The 20,087-nt window shown below is 45.9% G+C and carries 19 protein-coding genes; 5 read left to right on the plus strand and 14 right to left on the minus strand.

Annotated features, from left to right (window positions below; all coding sequences use genetic code 11):
• The first annotated feature begins 63 nt into the window (after positions 1 to 63).
• Positions 64 to 309, plus strand: coding sequence for a NifU family protein (locus tag G519_RS0111370; protein WP_029194781.1), 246 nt, complete (start codon positions 64 to 66; stop codon positions 307 to 309).
• Between the two features lie 65 nt (positions 310 to 374).
• On the opposite strand, the gene G519_RS0111375 is transcribed toward G519_RS0111370, so the two are convergent.
• From G519_RS0111375 to G519_RS0111395, 4 genes are all read right to left on the minus strand, one after another.
• Positions 375 to 1,166 (minus strand): SDR family oxidoreductase, encoded by a 792-nt coding sequence (locus tag G519_RS0111375; RefSeq protein ID WP_029194782.1) that lies wholly within the window; start codon positions 1,164 to 1,166, stop codon positions 375 to 377.
• Between the two features lie 7 nt (positions 1,167 to 1,173).
• Entirely contained in the window at positions 1,174 to 1,884 is a 711-nt protein-coding gene (locus G519_RS0111380; RefSeq protein ID WP_029194783.1) for a Cthe_2314 family HEPN domain-containing protein, read from the minus strand.
• 249 nt (positions 1,885 to 2,133) lie between these two features.
• Positions 2,134 to 3,897: a UbiD family decarboxylase gene (locus tag G519_RS0111390; protein WP_029194785.1), complete on the minus strand. Its 1,764-nt coding sequence runs from the start codon at positions 3,895 to 3,897 to the stop codon at positions 2,134 to 2,136.
• Positions 3,898 to 4,030: 133 nt separating this feature from the next.
• On the minus strand, positions 4,031 to 4,930 hold the full coding sequence (locus tag G519_RS0111395) for a COX15/CtaA family protein (protein ID WP_029194786.1): 900 nt from the start codon (positions 4,928 to 4,930) through the stop codon (positions 4,031 to 4,033).
• Between the two features lie 245 nt (positions 4,931 to 5,175).
• Between G519_RS0111395 and G519_RS0111400 the strand changes: the two genes are divergently transcribed.
• Positions 5,176 to 5,697 carry a general stress protein gene (locus tag G519_RS0111400; RefSeq protein ID WP_029194787.1) on the plus strand — a complete coding sequence of 174 codons (522 nt, stop codon included), beginning with the start codon at positions 5,176 to 5,178 and terminating at the stop codon, positions 5,695 to 5,697.
• A gap of 89 nt (positions 5,698 to 5,786) precedes the next feature.
• On the opposite strand, the gene G519_RS0111405 is transcribed toward G519_RS0111400, so the two are convergent.
• Entirely contained in the window at positions 5,787 to 6,131 is a 345-nt protein-coding gene (locus tag G519_RS0111405; RefSeq protein WP_029194788.1) for a thioredoxin family protein, read from the minus strand.
• A 165-nt stretch (positions 6,132 to 6,296) separates the two neighbouring features.
• Here G519_RS0111405 and G519_RS0111410 point away from each other — a divergent pair, with 165 nt between their 5' ends.
• From G519_RS0111410 to G519_RS0111420, 3 genes are all read left to right on the plus strand, one after another.
• Entirely contained in the window at positions 6,297 to 7,136 is an 840-nt protein-coding gene (locus G519_RS0111410; protein ID WP_029194789.1) for an SPFH domain-containing protein, read from the plus strand.
• A gap of 12 nt (positions 7,137 to 7,148) precedes the next feature.
• Positions 7,149 to 7,340 carry a type II toxin-antitoxin system antitoxin gene (locus G519_RS0111415; protein ID WP_029194790.1) on the plus strand — a complete coding sequence of 64 codons (192 nt, stop codon included), beginning with the start codon at positions 7,149 to 7,151 and terminating at the stop codon, positions 7,338 to 7,340.
• Between the two features lie 185 nt (positions 7,341 to 7,525).
• Positions 7,526 to 8,827 (plus strand): DUF2515 family protein, encoded by a 1,302-nt coding sequence (locus tag G519_RS0111420; protein ID WP_029194791.1) that lies wholly within the window; start codon positions 7,526 to 7,528, stop codon positions 8,825 to 8,827.
• A 15-nt stretch (positions 8,828 to 8,842) separates the two neighbouring features.
• On the opposite strand, the gene G519_RS0111425 is transcribed toward G519_RS0111420, so the two are convergent.
• The 9 genes from G519_RS0111425 to G519_RS0111465 form a co-directional block, all read right to left on the minus strand.
• The gene (locus G519_RS0111425; protein ID WP_029194792.1) at positions 8,843 to 10,516 is read right to left on the minus strand and encodes a putative polysaccharide biosynthesis protein; all 1,674 of its coding nucleotides are present in this window, start codon (positions 10,514 to 10,516) and stop codon (positions 8,843 to 8,845) included.
• Between the two features lie 33 nt (positions 10,517 to 10,549).
• Positions 10,550 to 11,029, minus strand: coding sequence for a DUF456 domain-containing protein (locus G519_RS0111430; RefSeq protein ID WP_029194793.1), 480 nt, complete (start codon positions 11,027 to 11,029; stop codon positions 10,550 to 10,552).
• Between the two features lie 43 nt (positions 11,030 to 11,072).
• Positions 11,073 to 11,807, minus strand: coding sequence for a Cof-type HAD-IIB family hydrolase (locus tag G519_RS0111435; protein WP_029194794.1), 735 nt, complete (start codon positions 11,805 to 11,807; stop codon positions 11,073 to 11,075).
• Positions 11,808 to 11,843: 36 nt separating this feature from the next.
• Positions 11,844 to 13,718: an asparagine synthase (glutamine-hydrolyzing) gene (asnB, locus tag G519_RS0111440; protein ID WP_029194795.1), complete on the minus strand. Its 1,875-nt coding sequence runs from the start codon at positions 13,716 to 13,718 to the stop codon at positions 11,844 to 11,846.
• 370 nt (positions 13,719 to 14,088) lie between these two features.
• Positions 14,089 to 15,369: a hemolysin family protein gene (locus G519_RS42720; RefSeq protein WP_036632707.1), complete on the minus strand. Its 1,281-nt coding sequence runs from the start codon at positions 15,367 to 15,369 to the stop codon at positions 14,089 to 14,091.
• A gap of 72 nt (positions 15,370 to 15,441) precedes the next feature.
• On the minus strand, positions 15,442 to 17,505 hold the full coding sequence (locus tag G519_RS42725; RefSeq protein ID WP_051253333.1) for a peptidoglycan D,D-transpeptidase FtsI family protein: 2,064 nt from the start codon (positions 17,503 to 17,505) through the stop codon (positions 15,442 to 15,444).
• An 18-nt stretch (positions 17,506 to 17,523) separates the two neighbouring features.
• Positions 17,524 to 18,246 (minus strand): HAD-IA family hydrolase, encoded by a 723-nt coding sequence (locus G519_RS0111455; RefSeq protein ID WP_029194796.1) that lies wholly within the window; start codon positions 18,244 to 18,246, stop codon positions 17,524 to 17,526.
• 166 nt (positions 18,247 to 18,412) lie between these two features.
• Entirely contained in the window at positions 18,413 to 19,561 is a 1,149-nt protein-coding gene (locus G519_RS0111460) for a transglutaminase domain-containing protein (RefSeq protein WP_029194797.1), read from the minus strand.
• Between the two features lie 41 nt (positions 19,562 to 19,602).
• Positions 19,603 to 20,037: a hypothetical protein gene (locus G519_RS0111465; protein ID WP_029194798.1), complete on the minus strand. Its 435-nt coding sequence runs from the start codon at positions 20,035 to 20,037 to the stop codon at positions 19,603 to 19,605.
• Between the last annotated feature and the right edge of the window lie 50 nt (positions 20,038 to 20,087).

Consider the following 20,087-nt stretch of genomic DNA (forward strand, 5'->3'; position numbering starts at 1 on the left):
CCCACAACCATTTTCATTTAAACATTATTGTAATATAATAATAGAAGAAAGGAGATGAATCAAATGACTGAAAAAACAAAAGAAGTAATTTATGATGAAGTCCTTGAGGTTTTAGATAAACTCCGTCCTTTTCTACAACGCGATGGCGGTGACGTAGATCTCGTTGATGTAGAAGACGGTGTTGTGAAGCTGAAACTTATGGGTGCCTGCGGCAGCTGCCCAAGCTCAACAATCACGTTGAAAGCTGGTATCGAACGCGCATTGGTTGAAGAGGTTGAAGGCATAACAGAAGTCGTACAGGTATTCTAATTACGACTATATCATAAGAAAGAGCTTACCTCTATGGTAAGCTCTTTTTGCTTATAGGATAAGGACTAGTTTTTACGCTGGTTAAGCACTGGCAATGGCTGGATCGGATCGAGACCCCCAGATATATCCATAATATTTCCAGTAATGAAATCGGATGCAGGTAAACAAAGGAAATCAATGACTCTAGCCACATCTTCGCCCGTCCCCGGTCTTCCTACCGGTGTTTCCCCATCAGCCTCAAGACGTGCTTCTTCCATCGTCCGTTCTTTGTTCTTACCTCGAATATCGCCAGGGCATATCATATTGACAGTGATCCCATGGCTCGCTTCTTCTTCAGCCAATGTCTTCGTGAAGGAAACTAAGCCCACCTTAGCCGCCGCGTATACGGCGCGATGGGTCCAGCCCCTAGCTTCAGCCGCCTTGCCGAATCCAAAATGGATGATTCGCCCCCAGCGTCTCTCCCGCATCATAGGCAGAACCAGATGATCAAGCTCCATGACGCCTAGCAAATTGCCGCGCATCAGATACTCAATCTCATCGAAGTTATAGTCACCGAAAAAGCGTCGCTCTCTGAAGAAAGGTCCGGCATTATTCACGAGAATATCTATCGGGCCGAGCTTCGATGCCGTTTGCTCCACCATACGTATAATATCATCGCGTTTGGCAACATCGCCTTGTACGGCAATGCTGCGAACACCCAGATCTTCCAATTGAAGGACGAGCTCAGCGGCTTCCTTTTCACTATTTACATAATTGACAGCTACCTGGCAACCCCGCTGTGCTAAGGTGATCGCGGTCATTTTGCCCAAGCCTTTAGCACTGCCTGTAATAAGAACCGTTCGACCTCTTAATTCCATGGTCCCCTTACCCCTTTGCAATACTTGCCGTAATATAAGAGAATGCTATTGTTAAGGTTCGGCATACCATTTCAAATCCCTGCTGCAAATCAACAACATTAGATTTCACATTTTCAACGTGAATTCGTTCGCCTGGAATGGGTTCTTTTTGCATAAGATCATCCAGCATTTCAGCATTAATATAATGAATCTCCATATTGCGCTGATTGCGCAGTCGATCTAATGCCGATTTATATTCCATTTTGAGATTATAAAGCTGGAGCTCCAGCGATCCGTGAATTTTCTTTTCGTGCATGCGGCGCAGTACGGTAAAGTATGAGAAACGAGACTTAAGCGTTTCTGTTTTCAGCTCGAATAGATCATTCATAAACGTGCCCAATTTGTCCAAGATCGAGAACAAGCGAATGAAGGCATTTTTATAAAAATAAACAAATCGATGATATTCCTCGATCTCTTGCGGATTCATTTCTTCCAAGAAAGCCTTACTGATATGCTCAGCGTAACGCTCACAGCAATATTTGCTCTGTTCCAGCTCATCCAGGGCATCAATAAACCCCTTGCTCCAGATCGCCCGTCTATGGTACTTGGGATATTCTGAAGCTAGATGGCTATGCTTCTTAGATTCCAACAGCCCAATATACGTTCTCACCGCGTTGCCAGCGTCTAGAAGAAGTCCGCTATCGATTCGTTTCGGTTCATTAAACAATACTCGCAGCACGGGCACACCCCTTTTTCATCCTAGCAAATTTGTTCGGTTATAGCTGCCAAAACCCCAACACCACCCATACATTGATACAGGGATCCAACCTGTTGAACTGAGCCGCATAATAGGCGGCGTCAGCACGCCAAAGTACGAAGGGCAGCAGCGAAAGCGATCGATAATAAAAGTAAGTATAGACCCACAGCAGCGGAATCATACTCGCGAAGCGCAACCCGTTAAAAACCAGGGAATCGGAGCCGATCCGCATTATGCGAAATATTCCTTCCAGCGGCGATCCACAAGTTCCACGATATCTTCCCGCGGGAACAGCTCATCGGGGTATCCCGGTTTCATACGAGCATCAATGACAATCGGAACCTCGTAAGCGATGTGATGACGATTTACGCTGGACTGCGCGTACATGTCACTTGCTGGGTTGAAACGAGTGAACACGGTCCACAAGAACTTGGTTTGGTCGTGCGCGATGCCGCTGGCATCATCCACTAAGATGACTAGCGGCCATTCGGTTAAGCGGCTGGCTGCATTCGCCAGCAGGCGCTGTGGCAGCTCCGGCTCCGCCGCATAAGAAGCACCTGAGACGAGCAAACATCCGCCACAGTAAACGGCGATATCATGGATCTCTGGCAGCTCTCCGGCGGTGTAGGCTCTTGGCAGCTCACGTACAGGGTCGCCTGTACCGAGAAGGACTGCTTTGCTGCCGTGATTCAGCTGACCACCTGTATAATCAAGCGTATCATGCGATGTTTTGTTGAAGATAAATAGGTCACGACCCGGATCAAATCGTTCCAGCACAGTTTCAAGCAGCTCTGTGAAGTTAGCTAAGACCGTCGGCTTGTCCGTGACGATCAAGAACTTGGTGAGCGACAGTTGACCCTCACCTAGGATGCGGAATGCCGTGCCAAGCGCCTCACGGCTATAGCTCTCTCGGACGACAGCAGCTGCGAGCGGGTGGAACCCGGTCTCTGCATACGTCCAGAGGTCTTTCACCCCCGGCATCGCCATCGGAAACGCGGGCTCGAGCAGTCTTTGCAGGAATTCGCCAAGGAAGTAATCCTCTTGGCGCGGTTTGCCGACGATCGTCGCCGGATAGATCGCGTCTTTGCGGTGCCATACATGATTCACGTTGAAAACCGGGAAATCATGGATGAGTGAGTAATACCCGAAGTGGTCGCCGAACGGCCCTTCGGCACGTCTTGTATGCGGCGGAACGACACCGCATATCGCGAACTCCGCCTCGGCCACGAGGCGGTGCCCCCCATGGGGGTTCTCCACCATGGGGAGCTTCTGGCCGAGGATGAGCGAAGCGAGCATCAGCTCGGGCAGGTGCTCGGGCACTGGCGCAATCGCCGAGGCGATGAGCGCAGGCGGGCCGCCCAGGAACACGGTGACGGGCAGCGGCTTGTTGCGTTTCTCGGCTTCGTGGTAATGGAAGCCGCCGCCTTTATGTATTTGCCAGTGCATCCCGGTGGTGAAGTCATCATAAACCTGCATGCGGTACATGCCGAGGTTATGATGACCGCCGTCTGGATGCTCGGTGTAGACGAGCGGCAGCGTGACGAACGGGCCGCCATCTTCTTGCCAGCTCGTCAGGACAGGCAGTCCTGCGAGTGGGTTGTCCTGCTTCAAGCCGCCGAGAATCGGCGCTTGGCCCGGCTGAACCTTTTTCGTTCCAACTTTCAGCAGATCCTTAATGAGGGCACGTTCGCCCCAGAGCGCTTGCGGCGTTGGAGGCATTAACGTGCTTGTAGCGTTAATAACCGCTTTCATGAATTGCTCCGGTTTGGGGCCGAAGGCAAGATCAACGCGTCTTGTTGTCCCGAACAGATTGGAGACGACAGGGAATGAACTTCCTTTGACATTCGTGAACAGCAAGGCTGGGCCTTGCTCATCAATGACTCTACGATGAATCTCGGCAAGTTCTAAATTTGGGTCTACTGGAGCGGAGATTTCAATCAGTTGATTTTCGCGGCGCAAAATGTCTAGAAAAGCTCGTAAATTCGTTGGTACCATGTATGTTCCACCTTTGACTGTGAGATTGTAGATGAGTAATTGTAAGTAAAAAGGAAATAGCCTTCCGCGTCAGAAGGCCTCCTCTACCGCAAAGGTAGCCTGCCGTGCTTCCAAGGAGCTCGTCCGTCAGGTATTAAGCTTTGCGGTCATATAGCGTAAGTACACATAGATAACATAAGAATCCAAACATGCAAGAAACAATAACCGCGTGAATCATGCCGGTAAATAAATAAGCGACTTCATTCCCCATGGACCAGGTCACAACGGCTCCGCTAATGACTTGAAGTGACACTAAAATTAGCGCCCATTTGCTGCCAAACCTCAGCTTGTCTGAGCCTTGATAATAACGTTTGGCCTGTAAGTAAAGAAACAAAATACATATAAAAAGCAGTAAAGCCGCTACACGGTGGGTAAAAACAATACCCGTTGCCCCGCTGAGTTCAGGGACTACTTCTCCATTGCATAAAGGCCAGCCCGAACATCCGCCTGATGAAACGGTGTGACGAACGAATGCGCCCAGATAAACAACGACATAGCTGTAAATCGTCGTGATCCATACAACGGCTTTAAAACTGCTGCGAATGGCCGTATCACGCTGGAATTGCCCCCATGGCGTAAAAACAATGGCTAATAGCAAAGAGAATGCAAAGGCCAATAAGGATAATCCGAAATGTAAGGCCAAGACGAGTGAAGATTGGGGCCATACGACAGCCATAGCTCCCATTGCTGCTTGAATTAATGTCATCAATACCGTAGCAGAGATGAAAAATTTGGCATCTCTACGTTTCACATAACGAAATACAAGGATGAATGTTGCAACCAGGATTAACGTCACAATGCCGACAACCAATCGATGGCTGTACTCAATAAACGATGAAATCGTATGTGCCGGGACGAACTTCCCATGACATAGCGGCCACTCATCTCCGCAGCCTCTACCAGCATCAGCCTTCGTAACTAAGGCACCCATTGCCAGAATAAGAAACATGCCAATGGCCGAAAGATTCGCTAATCTTTGAATCAATTTTTGCATGATTGCACCTACTTTTATGTCGTGACTTCTGTTAATCATGTCGAATGATGTTGTTCCGCTTTCAATTATAGCTTTATTAAGTTGGCAAATCCATTCGCAATTGTTACAAAGCTCCGAAACCACGCGGAAGGCCGCCCCGAAGTTCATAAGACATTCAATGTTTCAACTTTTTGGACGAGGGTAAATAAAGGATGAGCACCAAATTATTGCTGATCAACCAAAATCGATTGCAGGAGGTTTTATCTATGGGTAAGCACATTATTGGAGTATTCAGTTCGGAAGAAGAAGCCATTCGCGTGATTAACCAACTCAAAGCAGAAGGCTACAGAGCAGATGATATCTCAGTTATCGGCAGGAATAATGAGGGTTTAAGTCAAATCGAGGATGAAACAGAAACCAAAGCGGAAGAAGGACTAGCAACCGGTGCTGCTGCTGGCGGTGTATTGGGTGGCGTTACGGGATTACTGTTGGGTATTGGTGCACTTGCCATTCCAGGTATAGGCCCTATTATAGCAGCCGGCCCTATTGTCGCGACATTGACCGGCACAGCCGTTGGCGCTGGTGCAGGCGGCCTAGTCGGTGGTTTGATCGGCTTAGGTATTCCCGAGAACGAAGCCAAAGATTACGACAATTACGTTAAAGGTGGGAAAATCCTTGTCCTCGTCGAATCTGATTCGACCCGCAATCATAAAGCTTTTGAAACATTTCGCAATAACCAATCGTTGAATGCTAATACCTATACCCCTGAGTATGGCTATCGATCCTAGATATATACTTGGGTTAAAAAAATCTCTCTTTAGTAAAATGGGGTCAAGTCAAAATGGCCCCATTTTACTCATAAGAGAGATTTTTGTGCTTACGACTTTAACGCATCTGACACTTCGATTGCACGGCCCAGAAACTCTTCAATTTCTTCGCGTGTTTTGCGAAGTTTACTGACAAAACGAACCAGCTCTTTGCCTTCACGGAAAGCAATAAAGCTTGGTATACCAAGGATGTTCAGTTGCTCACAAAGATCGGGCACTTCGTCACGGTCTAATTCGATGAACGTAATACGCCCAGCATAAGCTTCTTCGACTGCAGGCATGAAGGGTTCGATATAGTGGCAGTCTTTGCACCAACTTGCTTTGAATACAGCAATGGTCAACTTGGACTGCGAGATTTGTTCTTGAAAAGCTTGTTCATTGGATACTTTAATCATGACGAGCACCTCGCTGCTTTGAATTTATTAACTTATAGCACGTCCAAACATTTGTGTCAAGATTAGAAAATAGGCCGCACTTTGCTTGAAATTGATTTACATTAAAAGTAAAAAGTGATATCATATAAATATCAAAAAGATATACTTTGAAGGGGTGTTGCAAGAATGAAAGAAACGAATGCTTGGTCGTTGAATGGTTTTCTAGGTTTATTGTTATTTATTATCGGCGGTGGGCTTGGCGTTTTCCTTCTTACGCAAGAACAAATTCTTCCGGGTATTATCCTTATTATTCTAGGGCTAATATTCGTCTCAACAATCACAGCTGTTAATCCGAACGAAGCTTCAGTCATCACTTTCTTCGGCAGCTACTTAGGTACAATTCGAAAAAGCGGACTATGGCTGATTGTCCCTTTTTCAAGCAGAAAGAAAATTTCATTGCGGGTGCGCAATTTTAACAGCGTAAAACTCAAGGTAAACGATATTGAAGGAAATCCTATCGAGATCGCAGCTGTTATTGTGTTTAAAGTAGTCGATACCTACAAGGCCCTCTTTGATGTGGACAGCTACGAAAAGTTCGTTGAAATTCAAAGTGAAACGGCGCTGCGTCATGTCGCCAGCAAGTATCCATACGATCGCTTTGAAAGCGACGGCTACTCACTCAGGGGCAATGCCGATGAAGTTGCCGCTGAGCTCAGCCTTGAACTGCAGCAGCGTCTGTCTGTTGCAGGTGTTGAGGTCATCGAGTCTCGCCTGACCCACCTTGCTTATTCCACTGAAATTGCAAGTAGCATGCTTCAACGCCAGCAAGCTTCTGCCATTTTATCCGCTCGCCAAATTATTGTTGATGGCGCTGTAGGTATGGTTCAGATGGCTATCGCCCGTTTGGAATCCGAAGGTCTCCACCTGGATGAAGAGAGGAAAGCGGCCATGATTAACAATCTTCTTGTTGCGATTGTATCGGACCGCTCAGCGAGTCCGGTCATTAATACCGGTTCGTTGTACTAACGGGAAGCGGCTATGGCTCCTAAGAAAAATTTCCCGCTCCGACTTGATCCTAAGCTGTACGAGGCTTTGGAGCGTTGGGCGGAGGATGAATTCCGCAGTGTTAACGGTCATATCGAGTATTTGCTGCGTGAAGCGCTTCATCGAACCGGACGTGTGACTAAACCCGGATCAGAACAAGCCGTTACGGATAAGACAGATGAGTGATTATTATGACCTTGCGATTAACACTCGCAAGGTTTTTTCTTTATAAGTTTCTAGGTATCGACTTGCCGGCTATTCAACAAATGAATGTAAGCCATAGCCATATTTGGCCCCGTTCCCACATACCTGTAAATGAATAAGCAAACACTAGAGGTAAGGATTCGGTGAAGGTCGGGAGGTAATTGGTGTTGGGAGGAACAGTCAAACCAAGTGGTAAGAACATGAAAGCTGTTCTAAACAAAATGAGAGGACTCCCGAACGCGGTCGCACAGTTGTTCAAACAGCAAGCATCGCTGCTTTTGGATTCCTCCCCTAAAATTGGTGACCCCTTGGAGGCTATTCCTGTCACAACAGCATTCATTGGAAGGCTGGAAAATGGCTTAAAACATCAAATAGCTCTGCTGCAAAGCGGTGTCGTAAGTTCTCCTCTATCCACATCTGAAAAGGAGATTGTGCACCGAATCAGGGAAAAAACCCAGTGGGAAAACCGAAACAATGTGACACGAACTAACGCGTATTGGTCATGTTATCAGGATCATCCGGAGCTTCATTGGGCACTGCTTGCCCATATGGTTTCACGCAACGGGGGTTGGTGCATGACCGATCTCCGCGGGGAGCTGCTGCCACATTTGATTAGCAATGAATTGGCCCAGCATCTATTTGCTTTTCTGGAACGAGCGAACGGTCTTATTTTTCAAGATGCTTATCCTCAACTACTGCTCTACCACGAAAGCAAGAAACGAAAGATGAGTTTATTTCATCTCCTGCCTCATCTGGACATTTCGTCCTGGATGGCCCCCGTCTGGAGCGATTTCTGGACGCATCGGGAATCGGCCGCGCTAACGATATCACTTATTGTTAATGAGCAAAACTACATTGAAAAACGAATCGTAAAGAATAAACTGATTCAGCAAACTGTGTTGAATACGCCTTTGTTCAAAACACAAGCTTGGCTGCAATTGAATCAAATCGGTTTTCCCTTTTTTCCCGCTTCTAACGAAACGCAAGGACCACAGCCGCATCTAGCTGGACTTATCCTTGAGAATTTCGCTAGCTTAACAGAACGCATCGAATTCGGAAAGAGCTTGTATGCGATACTTTTCGGAGCACCAGATGTACTTCAAGGGGTGCTTAGATTTGCGGCCACAACTCCACACACAGGATCACGTTCTGATTACTGGCCTCACCTGTTTGCCCAAATAAGAAAAACCCCTCCCGATAAGAAATATCAGGAGAGGCTGGATGGCAGCGCCCTCAAGAAAGGGACACAGCCGTTTTATAGTCCTACACTTACATCCGTATGGCCTGACAGGAGCTTGGCCCCCGTAGAGCCAGGTGACTGGTTTACGAATGTGAAGAAGCCAATGGTGCATATGCACTCTATTCCTATACCGATTCCCTATGATTTAACGAAAGAAGTGTACTTTGGTTTAAGCAAGATTGAATTAGGCATTGTAGCCGCACAAGCCATTAAGAAAGTGATACGGTGACTCAGCTTGGCAATGCTACGAACGTTTGAGAAGACGACTTACTTTGCCGATTAGCTTTTGCACGGGCGATGGAAAGTTTTTCACATCGTCCTTCGTTACGACACGTGTTACCATCAGAATCAATGGATACAGGGCTGCCGAGAAGCCACAAACAAGTACAGCATTTATTCCTTCATTTAGTCGATACCAGGGAGTTGGATGCACATACGTATGTGTAAGCCATTCTGCCCCTAGACCAAGGATGACGATGACAACAATGGATAACAGTAATCCGATGAAACGACGTCCGAGGATCGTAAAGTCGACTTCTTTACGAAGCGAGCGTAAATTGAGCCAAGACGTGACAATAAAACAAAGACCTGTTGAGCCGATGATTCCATAGATGCCAAACCACTGCGCAAGTAAGAAGCTCCCAGCGAGCTTGACCGCTATACCAACGGCAACGTGCGTCATCAGCGGTTTCATCCGGCCCATGCCCATCAGGACAGCGCCTGATGTTTGCATCACAATTTGGAACATAGCTCCTAATGTGAGCAGTGAAATCATATAAGGTCCGTGGCTCATGCCAAATGCGGTATCCTCATGCCCGAACATAAAGAAGTCTAATGGACGTGCAGCAATAGCGATTACCAATACAGCCGGTAACCCGGAAAGAATCGACAGTTGAAGCACCCTAGTTGTCTGGTGACCAACCTGTTTCAAATCTTTGCGGGAATAAGCCGCTGAGATGATGGGAACGACAGATTGACTAAGCGCGATGGCCAAAATAATCGGAATCCCCGCCAAGGACTGGGCACGCCCTCCTATAATACCAACAAGCCCAAGCGCTTCGCTTCTGCCAATCGTCCCTTCTAAGAGCGGGATAATAATTGAAGTATCGATCGCATACACAAGTGTAACGGTCACTGAGAAAATAACGATCGGAATCGACAGCTTCAATAAGCTGCGATAGATTTCGCTATAACGTGCCGGTGCCTGTGTTATTGGCGATTGCGTGCTTCCCGCAGCTATCTGTTCGGCCGCTATGTTGGACTGCGCATCTCTACGCTTCAGCTTCAAGGCATAGTAAAGCATAACGGCAAGCGCCGCAATCCCTCCCATGACTCCTCCGAAAGATGCGCCCGCAACTCCCCAACCTAAGCTAATGTTCAATAAAATAAATGCGAGTCCGATTGAAGTTACAAGCCTGAATACTTGTTCCACAACCTGTGAAATCCCGTTAGGCATCATGTTTTGCCTGCCTTGAAAATAGCCCCTCATAATAGCAATAAGCGGGAAGAACAGCATGGCCGGCGCGATAGCGCGAGTAGCAAGTGTCGCATCTGGTCCGCCATGTGAAATTTGTTCGGCATAGATCGGTGCAAAGACATATAGAATCGCCGTCATCACGACTCCAGCTACGATTGCAAACCAAATTGCCGCGCGATAAATCCGCTGCGCTTCTGCAGGTCTTCCGATCGCATATTTCTCGGACACCATTTTACTTAGTGCGCTTGGGATACCGGCTGTTGCTACAACAAGTAAAATCGAGTATAGATTAAAAGCAATAGAATAACTGCCCATTCCTTCCTCATGAAGCAAATGTACCAGCGGAATTCGCTGGAAAACGCCGAGAAACCGCGCTATTAGCGCGGCCACGGTGAGAATGAGCGTCCCTTTTACTAGAGAATCTTTGGTTTCCTTCGTCAAGTCCGTTCCTACTCTCTTACAGTATTCATTCCATTAGAAAACCCAGATAAAAAAGATAATAATCATGGCCAGCTGGAGCGCAATTTTCACCGCACTGCTTGCAAAGAACCCCAGTACAGAGCCGACACCGGCACTTATCGCTTTTTTCCACGACGTACCGATGATGATTTCACCAATCACTGCGCCTAAGAAGGGGCCAATAAGCAAACCGAAAGCTGGAATAACAAAAGGCCCAATGATAAGACCAATGGTACTACCGATGATAGCCGCCTTAGAGCCTCCAAACTTCTTTACCCCCAGCGCACCTACTGCGTAATCAGCCACCATAATGATAACGACAATCAAGGATTGGATAAGCCAGAACCCGAATCCGAACGGCTCAAAGCTGATCAACCAACCATAGATGAAGAAAGCTCCATAAATCGCTAGCACACCGGGCAGCACTGGATAAACTGCGCCGATCATGCCCACTACAAATAATAGGATAACTAATGTCCAGCCTAAGGTGATCATAGATCGCATCTCCTCCAATCCTAGCAGATTATCATTATTACTTTTACAGCATATAAGTACGAATCACTTTAGCAATGGCATGTTCATTGTTGGTAACAGTTGTAATATCCGCAATACGCTTCACTTCATCCTGTGCATTGCCCATAGCTACGCCAAGACCCACTTCACGAATCATCGCAATGTCGTTCTCACTATCTCCCATCGCAATGACTTCTGACATGCTAATACCTAGAAGCTGACAGACCGTCTCTACACCGCTCGCTTTATTAATGCCTAAAGGGTTAAGTTCAATATTAGAAGGATGTGAATTCGTTATTTCAAGTGTTCCCCATCCCTCTACAATGTCCCGGATTTGCTGCAGTTTCTCCATATTTTCGGTGAAATAACCGAACTTTAGCCATTCTTGACTGTCAATGTCCATGGCTTCACTCTCGCGATTGAACATGCCTTGCACCGAATAAGCCCACCACCAACAATCATATGTTTGAGCTAATCTATGCAAATTACGTACCGTCTCAGCAGGAAGCAGGGTCCTCTTCAGTAATTTGGACGGAGACTCCCACACTTCACCGCCATTGACCACAACGAGAGGTGAGGTAAGCCCTAACTCCTGAATATAAGGCATTGCGCTAGCAGCTCCGCGTCCTGTAGACATAATAACGATCTTACCCGCTTTAGTTGCTTCCTGAATCGCTTCTCGGTTTTCAACGGATATTTTTTTATCATCGTCCAGCAAGGTACCATCCATATCGAGGGCGATTAATTTATAAGATCCCACGTGTTCCCATCTCCTGTCTCTACGTCATTAGTAGACCTAGTAAGCAGCGAGCACTTTCTTAGGCAGTTCTTCCATGAATGTTACATGCCAGAGGGCAAATATATAAATGGTCCAAATGCGGCGAGCATAGTCGCCCTGACCGTTACGATGCTTATGCAGCATGCGCTCTACAGCGTTGATGTTAATATAATCTTCAATCCCGCTGGACTTAATTTGCTCCAAAACCATATCGCCCATCGAGCCTTTCATCCAATCGCGCAGCGGCACTGGGAAACCAAGCTTCGGACGGTTCAGGATGGGATCAGGGATGATACCTTCCATTGCCTTGCGGAAAATGTATTTCGTCGTTCCATTTGCGATTCGGTACTTCGCCGGAATGCGGCGTGCCACTTCGAACAGTTCCTTATCGAGGAAAGGAACACGCAGCTCGAGTGAGTGTGCCATCGTCATCTTGTCGGCTTTCATCAGAATATCGCCAGGCATCCATAGATTCATGTCGATATACTGCATCCGGCTCACAGGATCAAGATGCGTCGTCTTGCTGTAATAATCGCCAGCAATTTGCACAGGATTCTTATAGGCGCGCAGCATCTCATTATCAAGACGCAGCACCTCCGCTTTCATATCCTCGGAGAAAATCTTGGCATTGCCGAGGAAACGCTCCTCAAGCGGTGTCGTGCCGCGCAGCAAGTAGTTGCGGCCCTTCACGCTGCTTGGCAGCATCCGGGCAAAGCGGTTCAGCATGCGCTTCACCGATGTCGGCAGCTGGTCGATCGCGCGCAAGGATTGCGGCTCGCGATAAATGCGGTAACCGCCGAACAGCTCGTCCGCGCCTTCGCCGGACAGCACAACCGTCACGTGCTCGCGCGCAAGCTTCGCCACGTGATAAAGAGCAATGGCCGAAGGATCGGCGACAGGCTCGTCCTGGTGCCAGATCGCCTTCGGCATCGTGCCGAAGAAATCATCCTGCGTGATGATTTTGTCGTAATGCTCTGTGCCGAGTGTCGCAGCCGTTTGGGCGGCAATCGGCGTTTCATTGTTGGCGCCCTCGAAGCCAACGGAGAACGTGCGGATCGGTTCGATATTCCGCATATGTGTGGCAATCGCAGTCGAGTCAATCCCGCTCGACAAGAAGCAGCCGCGATCCACATCACTAACCATGTGGAGCTTGACCGAATCATTCAATGTTTCCCGAATTTGCTCCACGTAATAGTCAAACGGACGATCCTCCGGCTCAAACATGGGATCCCAATACTTATGTATCGACATTTCTCCGTCAAACGTTATTTTGACCGTATGCCCTGGGGGAAGCTTTTGTATGCCATGGAACATGGTGTTAGGCTCAGGCACATATTGAAAAGTTAGATAGTTCAGCAAGCTGTCCGTGTGGATCAACCGGTTCATGCCGTCCGCAGCCAGCAGGCTCTTAATTTCGGAGCCGAACAAGAACTGGCGGTCATTGACATGATAGTAAAACGGCTTAATGCCGAAGTGGTCTCTCGCTCCGAACAGCTGCTTCTTTTTCTTGTCCCAAATAACGAAGCCAAACATGCCGCGCATGTACTTGACGCATTCCTCTCCATACTCCTCATAGAGGTGAACGATAACCTCCGTATCGCTTTGCGTGCGGAATTGATGCCCACGCTCCTGCAGCATACTGCGCAGGGCTTTATAATTATAAATTTCCCCATTGAAAATGATCCACACAGAATCATCCTCATTGGCCAATGGCTGATGCCCTTCTTTTAGGTCAATAACAGACAAGCGGCGAAAGCCAAGACCAATCCGATTATCCGTCCAAAAACCGGAATCATTCGGACCCCGATGAACAATAACATCTGTCATTTGCTGCAACATTGCAATGTTTGGTTCTCTATCTTCAAAATACATCACACCCGTAATACCACACATGGTGAAACTCACTCCTCCGTACCATTCATCAATCTTTCTATTCGACAACCGATATATTAGTATACCATATCTGTCCGTCATTCTGGAAATGCGATGAAAGTACGTGAAAGCGCTGTATCCTATAGAAAAATGATGGAAATCAGAAGTCGCTTTAATGAAGCTGTTAACCTGGTTTTTTTCATACGTGCCTCCACCTTTCCTCTGTGCATAAAAGTTTACCTTGTGCAACTTTTAGAGTGAAAAATGTTCTTTCCCCTACATTAGGATATGCTCATGGATGCGAAACGGTTCCTGCACTTGTGTACAGCTTGAATAGGCATAGAAAAAGGACCTGCTTCCGCAGATCCCCTTTCATAATCACTATTAGCGATTACTGTTTTATAATTTCAATTTTACGGATCCGATTGGCGTCTCTTTCACGTACAATGAATGTCAATGAACCGTAATACCACTCTTCACCTATCTGCAGCTCCGGTTGTTTGCCATATAACCAACCGCCGATCGAATCGACATGCTCATCAATAATGTCGGTTCCTAATACCTGATTGACCTCATTCAACAGGACAGTACCTTCCACTACATAATGATTTTCTCCTAAAGTCTCTATTTCTTTCTTTTCATCTTTATCAAATTCATCACGAATTTCACCGACAATTTCCTCCAGAATATCCTCAATCGTTATAAGCCCTGAAGTTCCCCCGTACTCATCCAAAAGCAGCGAGATATGAACATTTTCCTGCTGCATTTTCTTAAGAAGAGCTTTAACTGGCATGACTTCCGGAACGGTCATCATCGGTTGAAGCAAGGATTTAAAATTAAAGTCCGGGTTACTAATGTAACTCAAGAAAAACTGCTTGGTGTTGACGAAGCCAATAATATCATCTTTGTTTTCTTTAGCAACTGGAAAGCGAGTATATTGTTCTTTCGTAATAATCCCCATATTTTCTTCCAGTGATTTATTCGCATAAAGGCAAATCATATCCGTACGCGGCACCATAATTTCGCGAGACAACAGTTCATCAAACGAGAAGACTCGATTCACATAACGAAACTCGGTCTTATTTATTTTACCACTCTGATAACTATCCGATAAAATAATACGAATCTCTTCTTCCGAGTGTGCTTCTTCATGCTCATTTGCAGACTTGATGCCAAAAATCTTTACCAGCTTGTTCGCCGACCCATTCAACAGCCAAATGAAAGGATACATGATTTTATAAAATAAAATAATGATTGGGGCTGTTAATAAAGAAATGGCTTCTGCCATTTGGATGGCTAACGTTTTTGGCGCTAGTTCACCGAGTACAACATGGAGATACGTAATGGATAGAAACGCGATAGTAAATGACAAGATATGGGATAAGCTTTCACCTACTCCTATCACATGGAACAATGGGTTGAGAAGCTTTTCCACTGTTGGTTCACCCAGCCAACCAAGTCCCAAGGCCGTAATCGTGATGCCAAGCTGACAAGCAGACAAGTACCCATCTAAATTAGAAGTAACTGTTTGTACAGCAAGGGCATTTTTCTTACCTTCCAATACCATTTGATCCACTCTACTGGGGCGAATTCGAATAATAGCGAATTCAGTAGCGACAAAAAAAGCGGTAAGTAGGATAAGTATTGCAATTAAGAACAAATTGATAAGCATAGTTACCTTCCTTCAGCTTGTAGATCTATGGGAACTTTTTATCCAGCCTTTGCAGGCTATTTTTCAGTCCTATTACCACGGCCTTTTCCCGCCGCCGAGCTTCGTCAGAATGCCATCGTTCGCCGCATCATAAGCCTGAAAGATTTTGGCTGCGATCGGGGATGCCCCGTAGCGTCCGAATCCGCCTTCTGGCACAACAACAGCTACCGCTAGCTTCGGGTTCTCCACAGGAGCGAATGCGATAAACACTGCGTTTTCTACCGAGCCTCCCGATACAGCTTGCGTCGATGTACCTGTTTTGCGTGCTACATTAAAAGGTAATTCATCAATGCCTTCGGCACCGCTTTTCATCCCATGAATAATGACATTCCAATCTTCTTTAGCAAATTCAGAGGAAAAATCCTCAATAACCTCTGGCTCAATTTTTTTAACTAATTTACCTTGGTAATCTTGAATTTCATCTACAAAGAGTGGCTTCATGCGCTTCCCGCGACTAGCCAATGTTGCTGTATATTGAGCGAGCTGCAGCGTAGTCGTTTTTTCATTTTGTCCCCATGAAGCGTAGACCATGGCAGATTGGTAACTGTCTTTTTGGGCATTTTTAATAAAATCATTGGAACCTGCGAACTCACCTGGGAGACCGCTTCCTGTCTTTACCCCCATACCAAATTTCGCCAAGTATTCGGCCCATTTCGCTGTGACCTTTGGTGATTCTCCTCCATATTTCAAATAGAAGGGAATGCCCACTTTCTCGGACATAAACGTGTTAGAAGAATGTTCAATAGCCCCAGCAGCATCAATATATCCGTAAGCGGCTTTACCCGAATTTGTGATGGTACTGGACCCTCCCTTACCAAAACTAAACGATCCAGAATCGTAATAGTTCTCATAAGCGCCGAATAATTTTTCCTTAAGTCCAATTAATACCGACAAAGGCTTAATGGTAGAACCCATAAAAACAATGGAAGACGGATGCTTCGCATTCTCTTTCTCATCTGGATATTTGGACTTAGCTGTCATGATGGAGCCATTGGAAATATAAGTACCAATTTCTTTGTAAATATCCGGCGAAATTCCTCCGGTCCAAGCATTAGCATCGTAATCCGGATAGTTGGCCATAGTGACGACGCGCCCCGTATCCACTTCCATCGCAACGGCAAAACCAGAGGTGGCCTTCATCCCTGTTTTCATATACAGATCATTGGCATGAGTCGGGCTGCGTAAATATTTGATATGATCCTCCAACATTCTCTCTGTTGCCTTCTGAATATCTTTATTAATCGAAAGATAGAGATTATTCCCTTTGACAGGTGCTGTCACTTCGGCTCTTCCGATAATCTTCATAGCCGCGTTGACGGGATATTTTCTACTCCCATTTTTACCGCGCAGCTCATCCTGATACATGCGTTCAATGCCGTCAAATCCTACATTTTCTGAGTTCAGGTATTCTTCGCTATTTGGGCTGTCTTTATAAATATCTTTGGCCGTTTGTGTAGAAAATGATTTCAAATATCCAACCAGATGCGTGGCTATCGTGGTCTTGTTGTCATCGTCCATTTCATAAGTACGGATACTCTCCTCCGTCACTTCTAGCCATTTAAATTCATCTCGGTGCTCAAGTAAATAGGCCATTTCCCCTTTGGATAAATCAGCCTTAATCCGTCGCGGTACCCAATAGTAACTTGGGTCTTTTACCTTGTTTTTGTTAATGTCGTAACCTAAATCCATCGCTAGAACGATCTCTTCCGGAGTAGGGCTGACTGAATTCGGTTTGGCATATTTATCAAAAACATCAACCTTTAGCCGCTGAGCAAGCGCAATTACTTCATCTTTGTTTTGTTGACCTGGTTCAATACGGAAAAACAAGGACTGAACAGGGATTGTATATGCCAGAGGAGATTTTGTAGAGTCATAGATATTGCCTCGAATGGGAGCGATACTCGTGGTCTGATTCGTATTCGTATTTTCTGCCGCTTTAAGATCTTTGGCTTGAACGAATTGTAAGATAGCCAATCGCACGATTAAGATCGAAAATAATAAAAAGGTTATAAAGAAAAATATATTGATCCGAAACGAAAAGTGCCGCTTTTTGGTAATTTCTTTTTTCTTCGGATCATCCATAATGGATGACTTCATCACTTCTCAGATCCTTTCTTATGCTATGGCTTGTTCATGGAACAGCTCAAGTAGGGAATGAATACCCTCTCCTGTATGATAGGAATAACGGATAATTCGCACAGCATCGATACCGACTTGATTTGGCGCCCAAATATCATTCGTTTCATGGTCGCCTATATAAAGTATATCCTTCGCCTCTAACCCCGCCCTATCCAATGCAAGCTGGAAAATCGCCGGATCTGGCTTCTCTAAACCTACTTCTGTTGAAACAATGACAGGGTCGAAATCATTCAAAATCCCCTTATCCTCCAAAATGGCTTTCAAGGTAGGAGCAAAATTGCTGATAATCCCTATTCGAAAACCTCGGGCCTTCAAACCCTCTAAGAATGGCTTAACATCATCAAACAATTCATAATACTCGGGTGCCGTGTAAATGTCGTAGAGCTCGTGGCAGCAGGCATAAATCTCTTCCTCTGTCCACTCCTCATGAATGCCCAATTTATGAAGCACATATTTATATAGATTAACCCAGAACTCACGATCTGACTCTGGACTGCAAACCACGAAATTGTCCTGCTTATTCACATAATAAAAAAGACGAAAAGCTTCCGTAAATAGTTCACTAATATGAGCTTCATCACGATCCACAGATCGCAATTGTAAGTACTGTTTCAATATCGTCTGAGCTGCTGGAATCGTAAGTAAAGTGTCCCCAGCATCTAAGTAAATCATCTTATATTCCTGAAGTGGTTTCCGCATACAATCTCCCTCGTTTTTATAAACAATCCTATCTTAATAAGTGTACCACATTTAATCATCATATGAGAAAACCCACCGGAACTACCCATCATTTTCCTAGTAGGTATGGCTGCCATAACATAAAAAAGCCTTCCTTCGATTTCCAAAGGAAAGGCTTCTTACTCTTCTAAGCGTCCTTAACATGAGTTTGATCGAAGTTAGGCGGATTGAACCAGTTGCCTCCGCTTGCCACCCAGGTGGAATCCAGCGGTACCCAGCGATCCGACTCTTTCAGGTAAACCTCATTCCAAGCGTGAGGCCCGTAGCTGCCCTGCCCGTCATAGCCCAGTCCCGTTACAACTTTCACATCAAGGCCGATGGATCTGGCCATCTGTGCATATAGCCTGGAGTAGTCTATACAAACTCCTTCGCGGGTGTTGAAGGTATCCTCCGGCGTCTGTTCCTTCCAGATTCGTTTCTCTTCATACAGAGTTACCTTATTCCAATCATATTTGATGCGGCTGCCTACCCATTTATACAACAGCTTGGCCTTCTCTTCATCCGTCTTCCCGCTGGCGGTTACTTCTTTGGCGGTATCAGCAATGTTGCCTGGAATTTTCGCGTCTAGAACTTCGTACTTCCGCTGCAGGATATTCGTAAATTCCTGCTCGACTGCACGAGTGAACACGGGCACTTTGTCGGCAATGAAGTCACCTGTAAAGGGTGAAATGACTTCTTTTGCACCTTTCTGATACATTTGTGACGATTCAATGTAAGGTGTAATCAAAGAGTGCGGGAATAACGTTACATAAATGAAAAGCACAGCAATAAGAATGAGCGCCCTAGCGAGTCCTGCGACAGAACCAATGACTCCACCCGAGACAGAACTAATAAAAGAATTGCTGCGCTCCCTGTAAGGATCTCGATTTGCCAACCAACTTCCTAACAAAGGATTGATCAGTAGGTTCAGCAATTGCTTCACAATCATATAGCCAAGTAAAAATAATACACCGAAACGCAGCAGCGGAAAATCGCGGATACTCGTCATGGCCGTATAATAGGCTTGTTTAAGCATGCTTATTTCAACGGTTGGAATTTGCAAATTCTGCCCCTTCAACCAGGTTTGGATCACTGGAGATACCCACTGAACCCCTTTCCACGCGATAAACATGGACAAGATGACGATTACCGCCTCCACAAGCATAGACAGAAGATGTTTGGCTGAACCTGACCCTCCCCGGAAAAACCCTTGAATGACAGAGCCTACAAATGTGAGAACGATCAAGATGGATATTAAATTTATCGAAGTTGATTGTAACCACGTCATATCCGTCATGATTTCTCACCATCCTATCTTTTTCATATCATTTACTCCATTTACTGCTTAGCGTTTTTCTTCGCTTGCTCAATGAAAGCATTAACGGCTGCGTTAGCATTCATCTTAAATGTTTTACCAAGGAAGGTGACTTGTACTTCATCCGACCCTGCTTTGCCTTCCACCTTTAAGCTCTTCGTCGTAATGAGGAAGGAACCGTCGGGATTCGCTTTAAACTCTGCATCTTTGGCTTCCGAGGTCAACGTACTGACAGCCTTATCTTTGATTTCATCCCCGACTTGCGCAACCACGCTTGCCCCAATATCCTTTATTTTATCCTTATAGCTCGCTCCATAAACGACAAGAGCTCCAACAATCGCGATGACCAGAATCCATTTCACCACGGTTTTCACAATTCCGATCACGATAAAAAGCACAATAATAGCAGCTACAATTAAGTACCAACGATCCTGCGCAAAGGATATCCATTGATCCATACTAACCCCTCCTATTTATCCAAAAGTCCCTTCCTATCATACTACAGGAA

This window comes from Paenibacillus alginolyticus DSM 5050 = NBRC 15375, from assembly GCF_000422905.1.
In the GTDB taxonomy this organism is placed as follows: domain Bacteria; phylum Bacillota; class Bacilli; order Paenibacillales; family NBRC-103111; genus Paenibacillus_E; species Paenibacillus_E alginolyticus.

What these genes read in the sequence shown, in the direction of transcription:
- G519_RS42720 (WP_036632707.1), bottom strand. Translation starts at nt 15,369, where the DNA reads ATGCTTATCAATTTGTTCTTAATTGCAATACTTATCCTACTTACCGCT.
- G519_RS0111400 (WP_029194787.1), top strand. Translation starts at nt 5,176, where the DNA reads ATGGGTAAGCACATTATTGGAGTATTCAGTTCGGAAGAAGAAGCCATT.
- G519_RS0111395 (WP_029194786.1), bottom strand. Translation starts at nt 4,930, where the DNA reads ATGCAAAAATTGATTCAAAGATTAGCGAATCTTTCGGCCATTGGCATG.
- asnB (WP_029194795.1), bottom strand. Translation starts at nt 13,718, where the DNA reads ATGTGTGGTATTACGGGTGTGATGTATTTTGAAGATAGAGAACCAAAC.
- G519_RS0111410 (WP_029194789.1), top strand. Translation starts at nt 6,297, where the DNA reads ATGAAAGAAACGAATGCTTGGTCGTTGAATGGTTTTCTAGGTTTATTG.
- G519_RS42725 (WP_051253333.1), bottom strand. Translation starts at nt 17,505, where the DNA reads ATGAAGTCATCCATTATGGATGATCCGAAGAAAAAAGAAATTACCAAA.
- G519_RS0111455 (WP_029194796.1), bottom strand. Translation starts at nt 18,246, where the DNA reads ATGCGGAAACCACTTCAGGAATATAAGATGATTTACTTAGATGCTGGG.
- G519_RS0111375 (WP_029194782.1), bottom strand. Translation starts at nt 1,166, where the DNA reads ATGGAATTAAGAGGTCGAACGGTTCTTATTACAGGCAGTGCTAAAGGC.
- G519_RS0111415 (WP_029194790.1), top strand. Translation starts at nt 7,149, where the DNA reads ATGGCTCCTAAGAAAAATTTCCCGCTCCGACTTGATCCTAAGCTGTAC.
- G519_RS0111465 (WP_029194798.1), bottom strand. Translation starts at nt 20,037, where the DNA reads ATGGATCAATGGATATCCTTTGCGCAGGATCGTTGGTACTTAATTGTA.
- G519_RS0111405 (WP_029194788.1), bottom strand. Translation starts at nt 6,131, where the DNA reads ATGATTAAAGTATCCAATGAACAAGCTTTTCAAGAACAAATCTCGCAG.
- G519_RS0111460 (WP_029194797.1), bottom strand. Translation starts at nt 19,561, where the DNA reads ATGACGGATATGACGTGGTTACAATCAACTTCGATAAATTTAATATCC.
- G519_RS0111370 (WP_029194781.1), top strand. Translation starts at nt 64, where the DNA reads ATGACTGAAAAAACAAAAGAAGTAATTTATGATGAAGTCCTTGAGGTT.
- G519_RS0111390 (WP_029194785.1), bottom strand. Translation starts at nt 3,897, where the DNA reads ATGGTACCAACGAATTTACGAGCTTTTCTAGACATTTTGCGCCGCGAA.
- G519_RS0111430 (WP_029194793.1), bottom strand. Translation starts at nt 11,029, where the DNA reads ATGATCACCTTAGGCTGGACATTAGTTATCCTATTATTTGTAGTGGGC.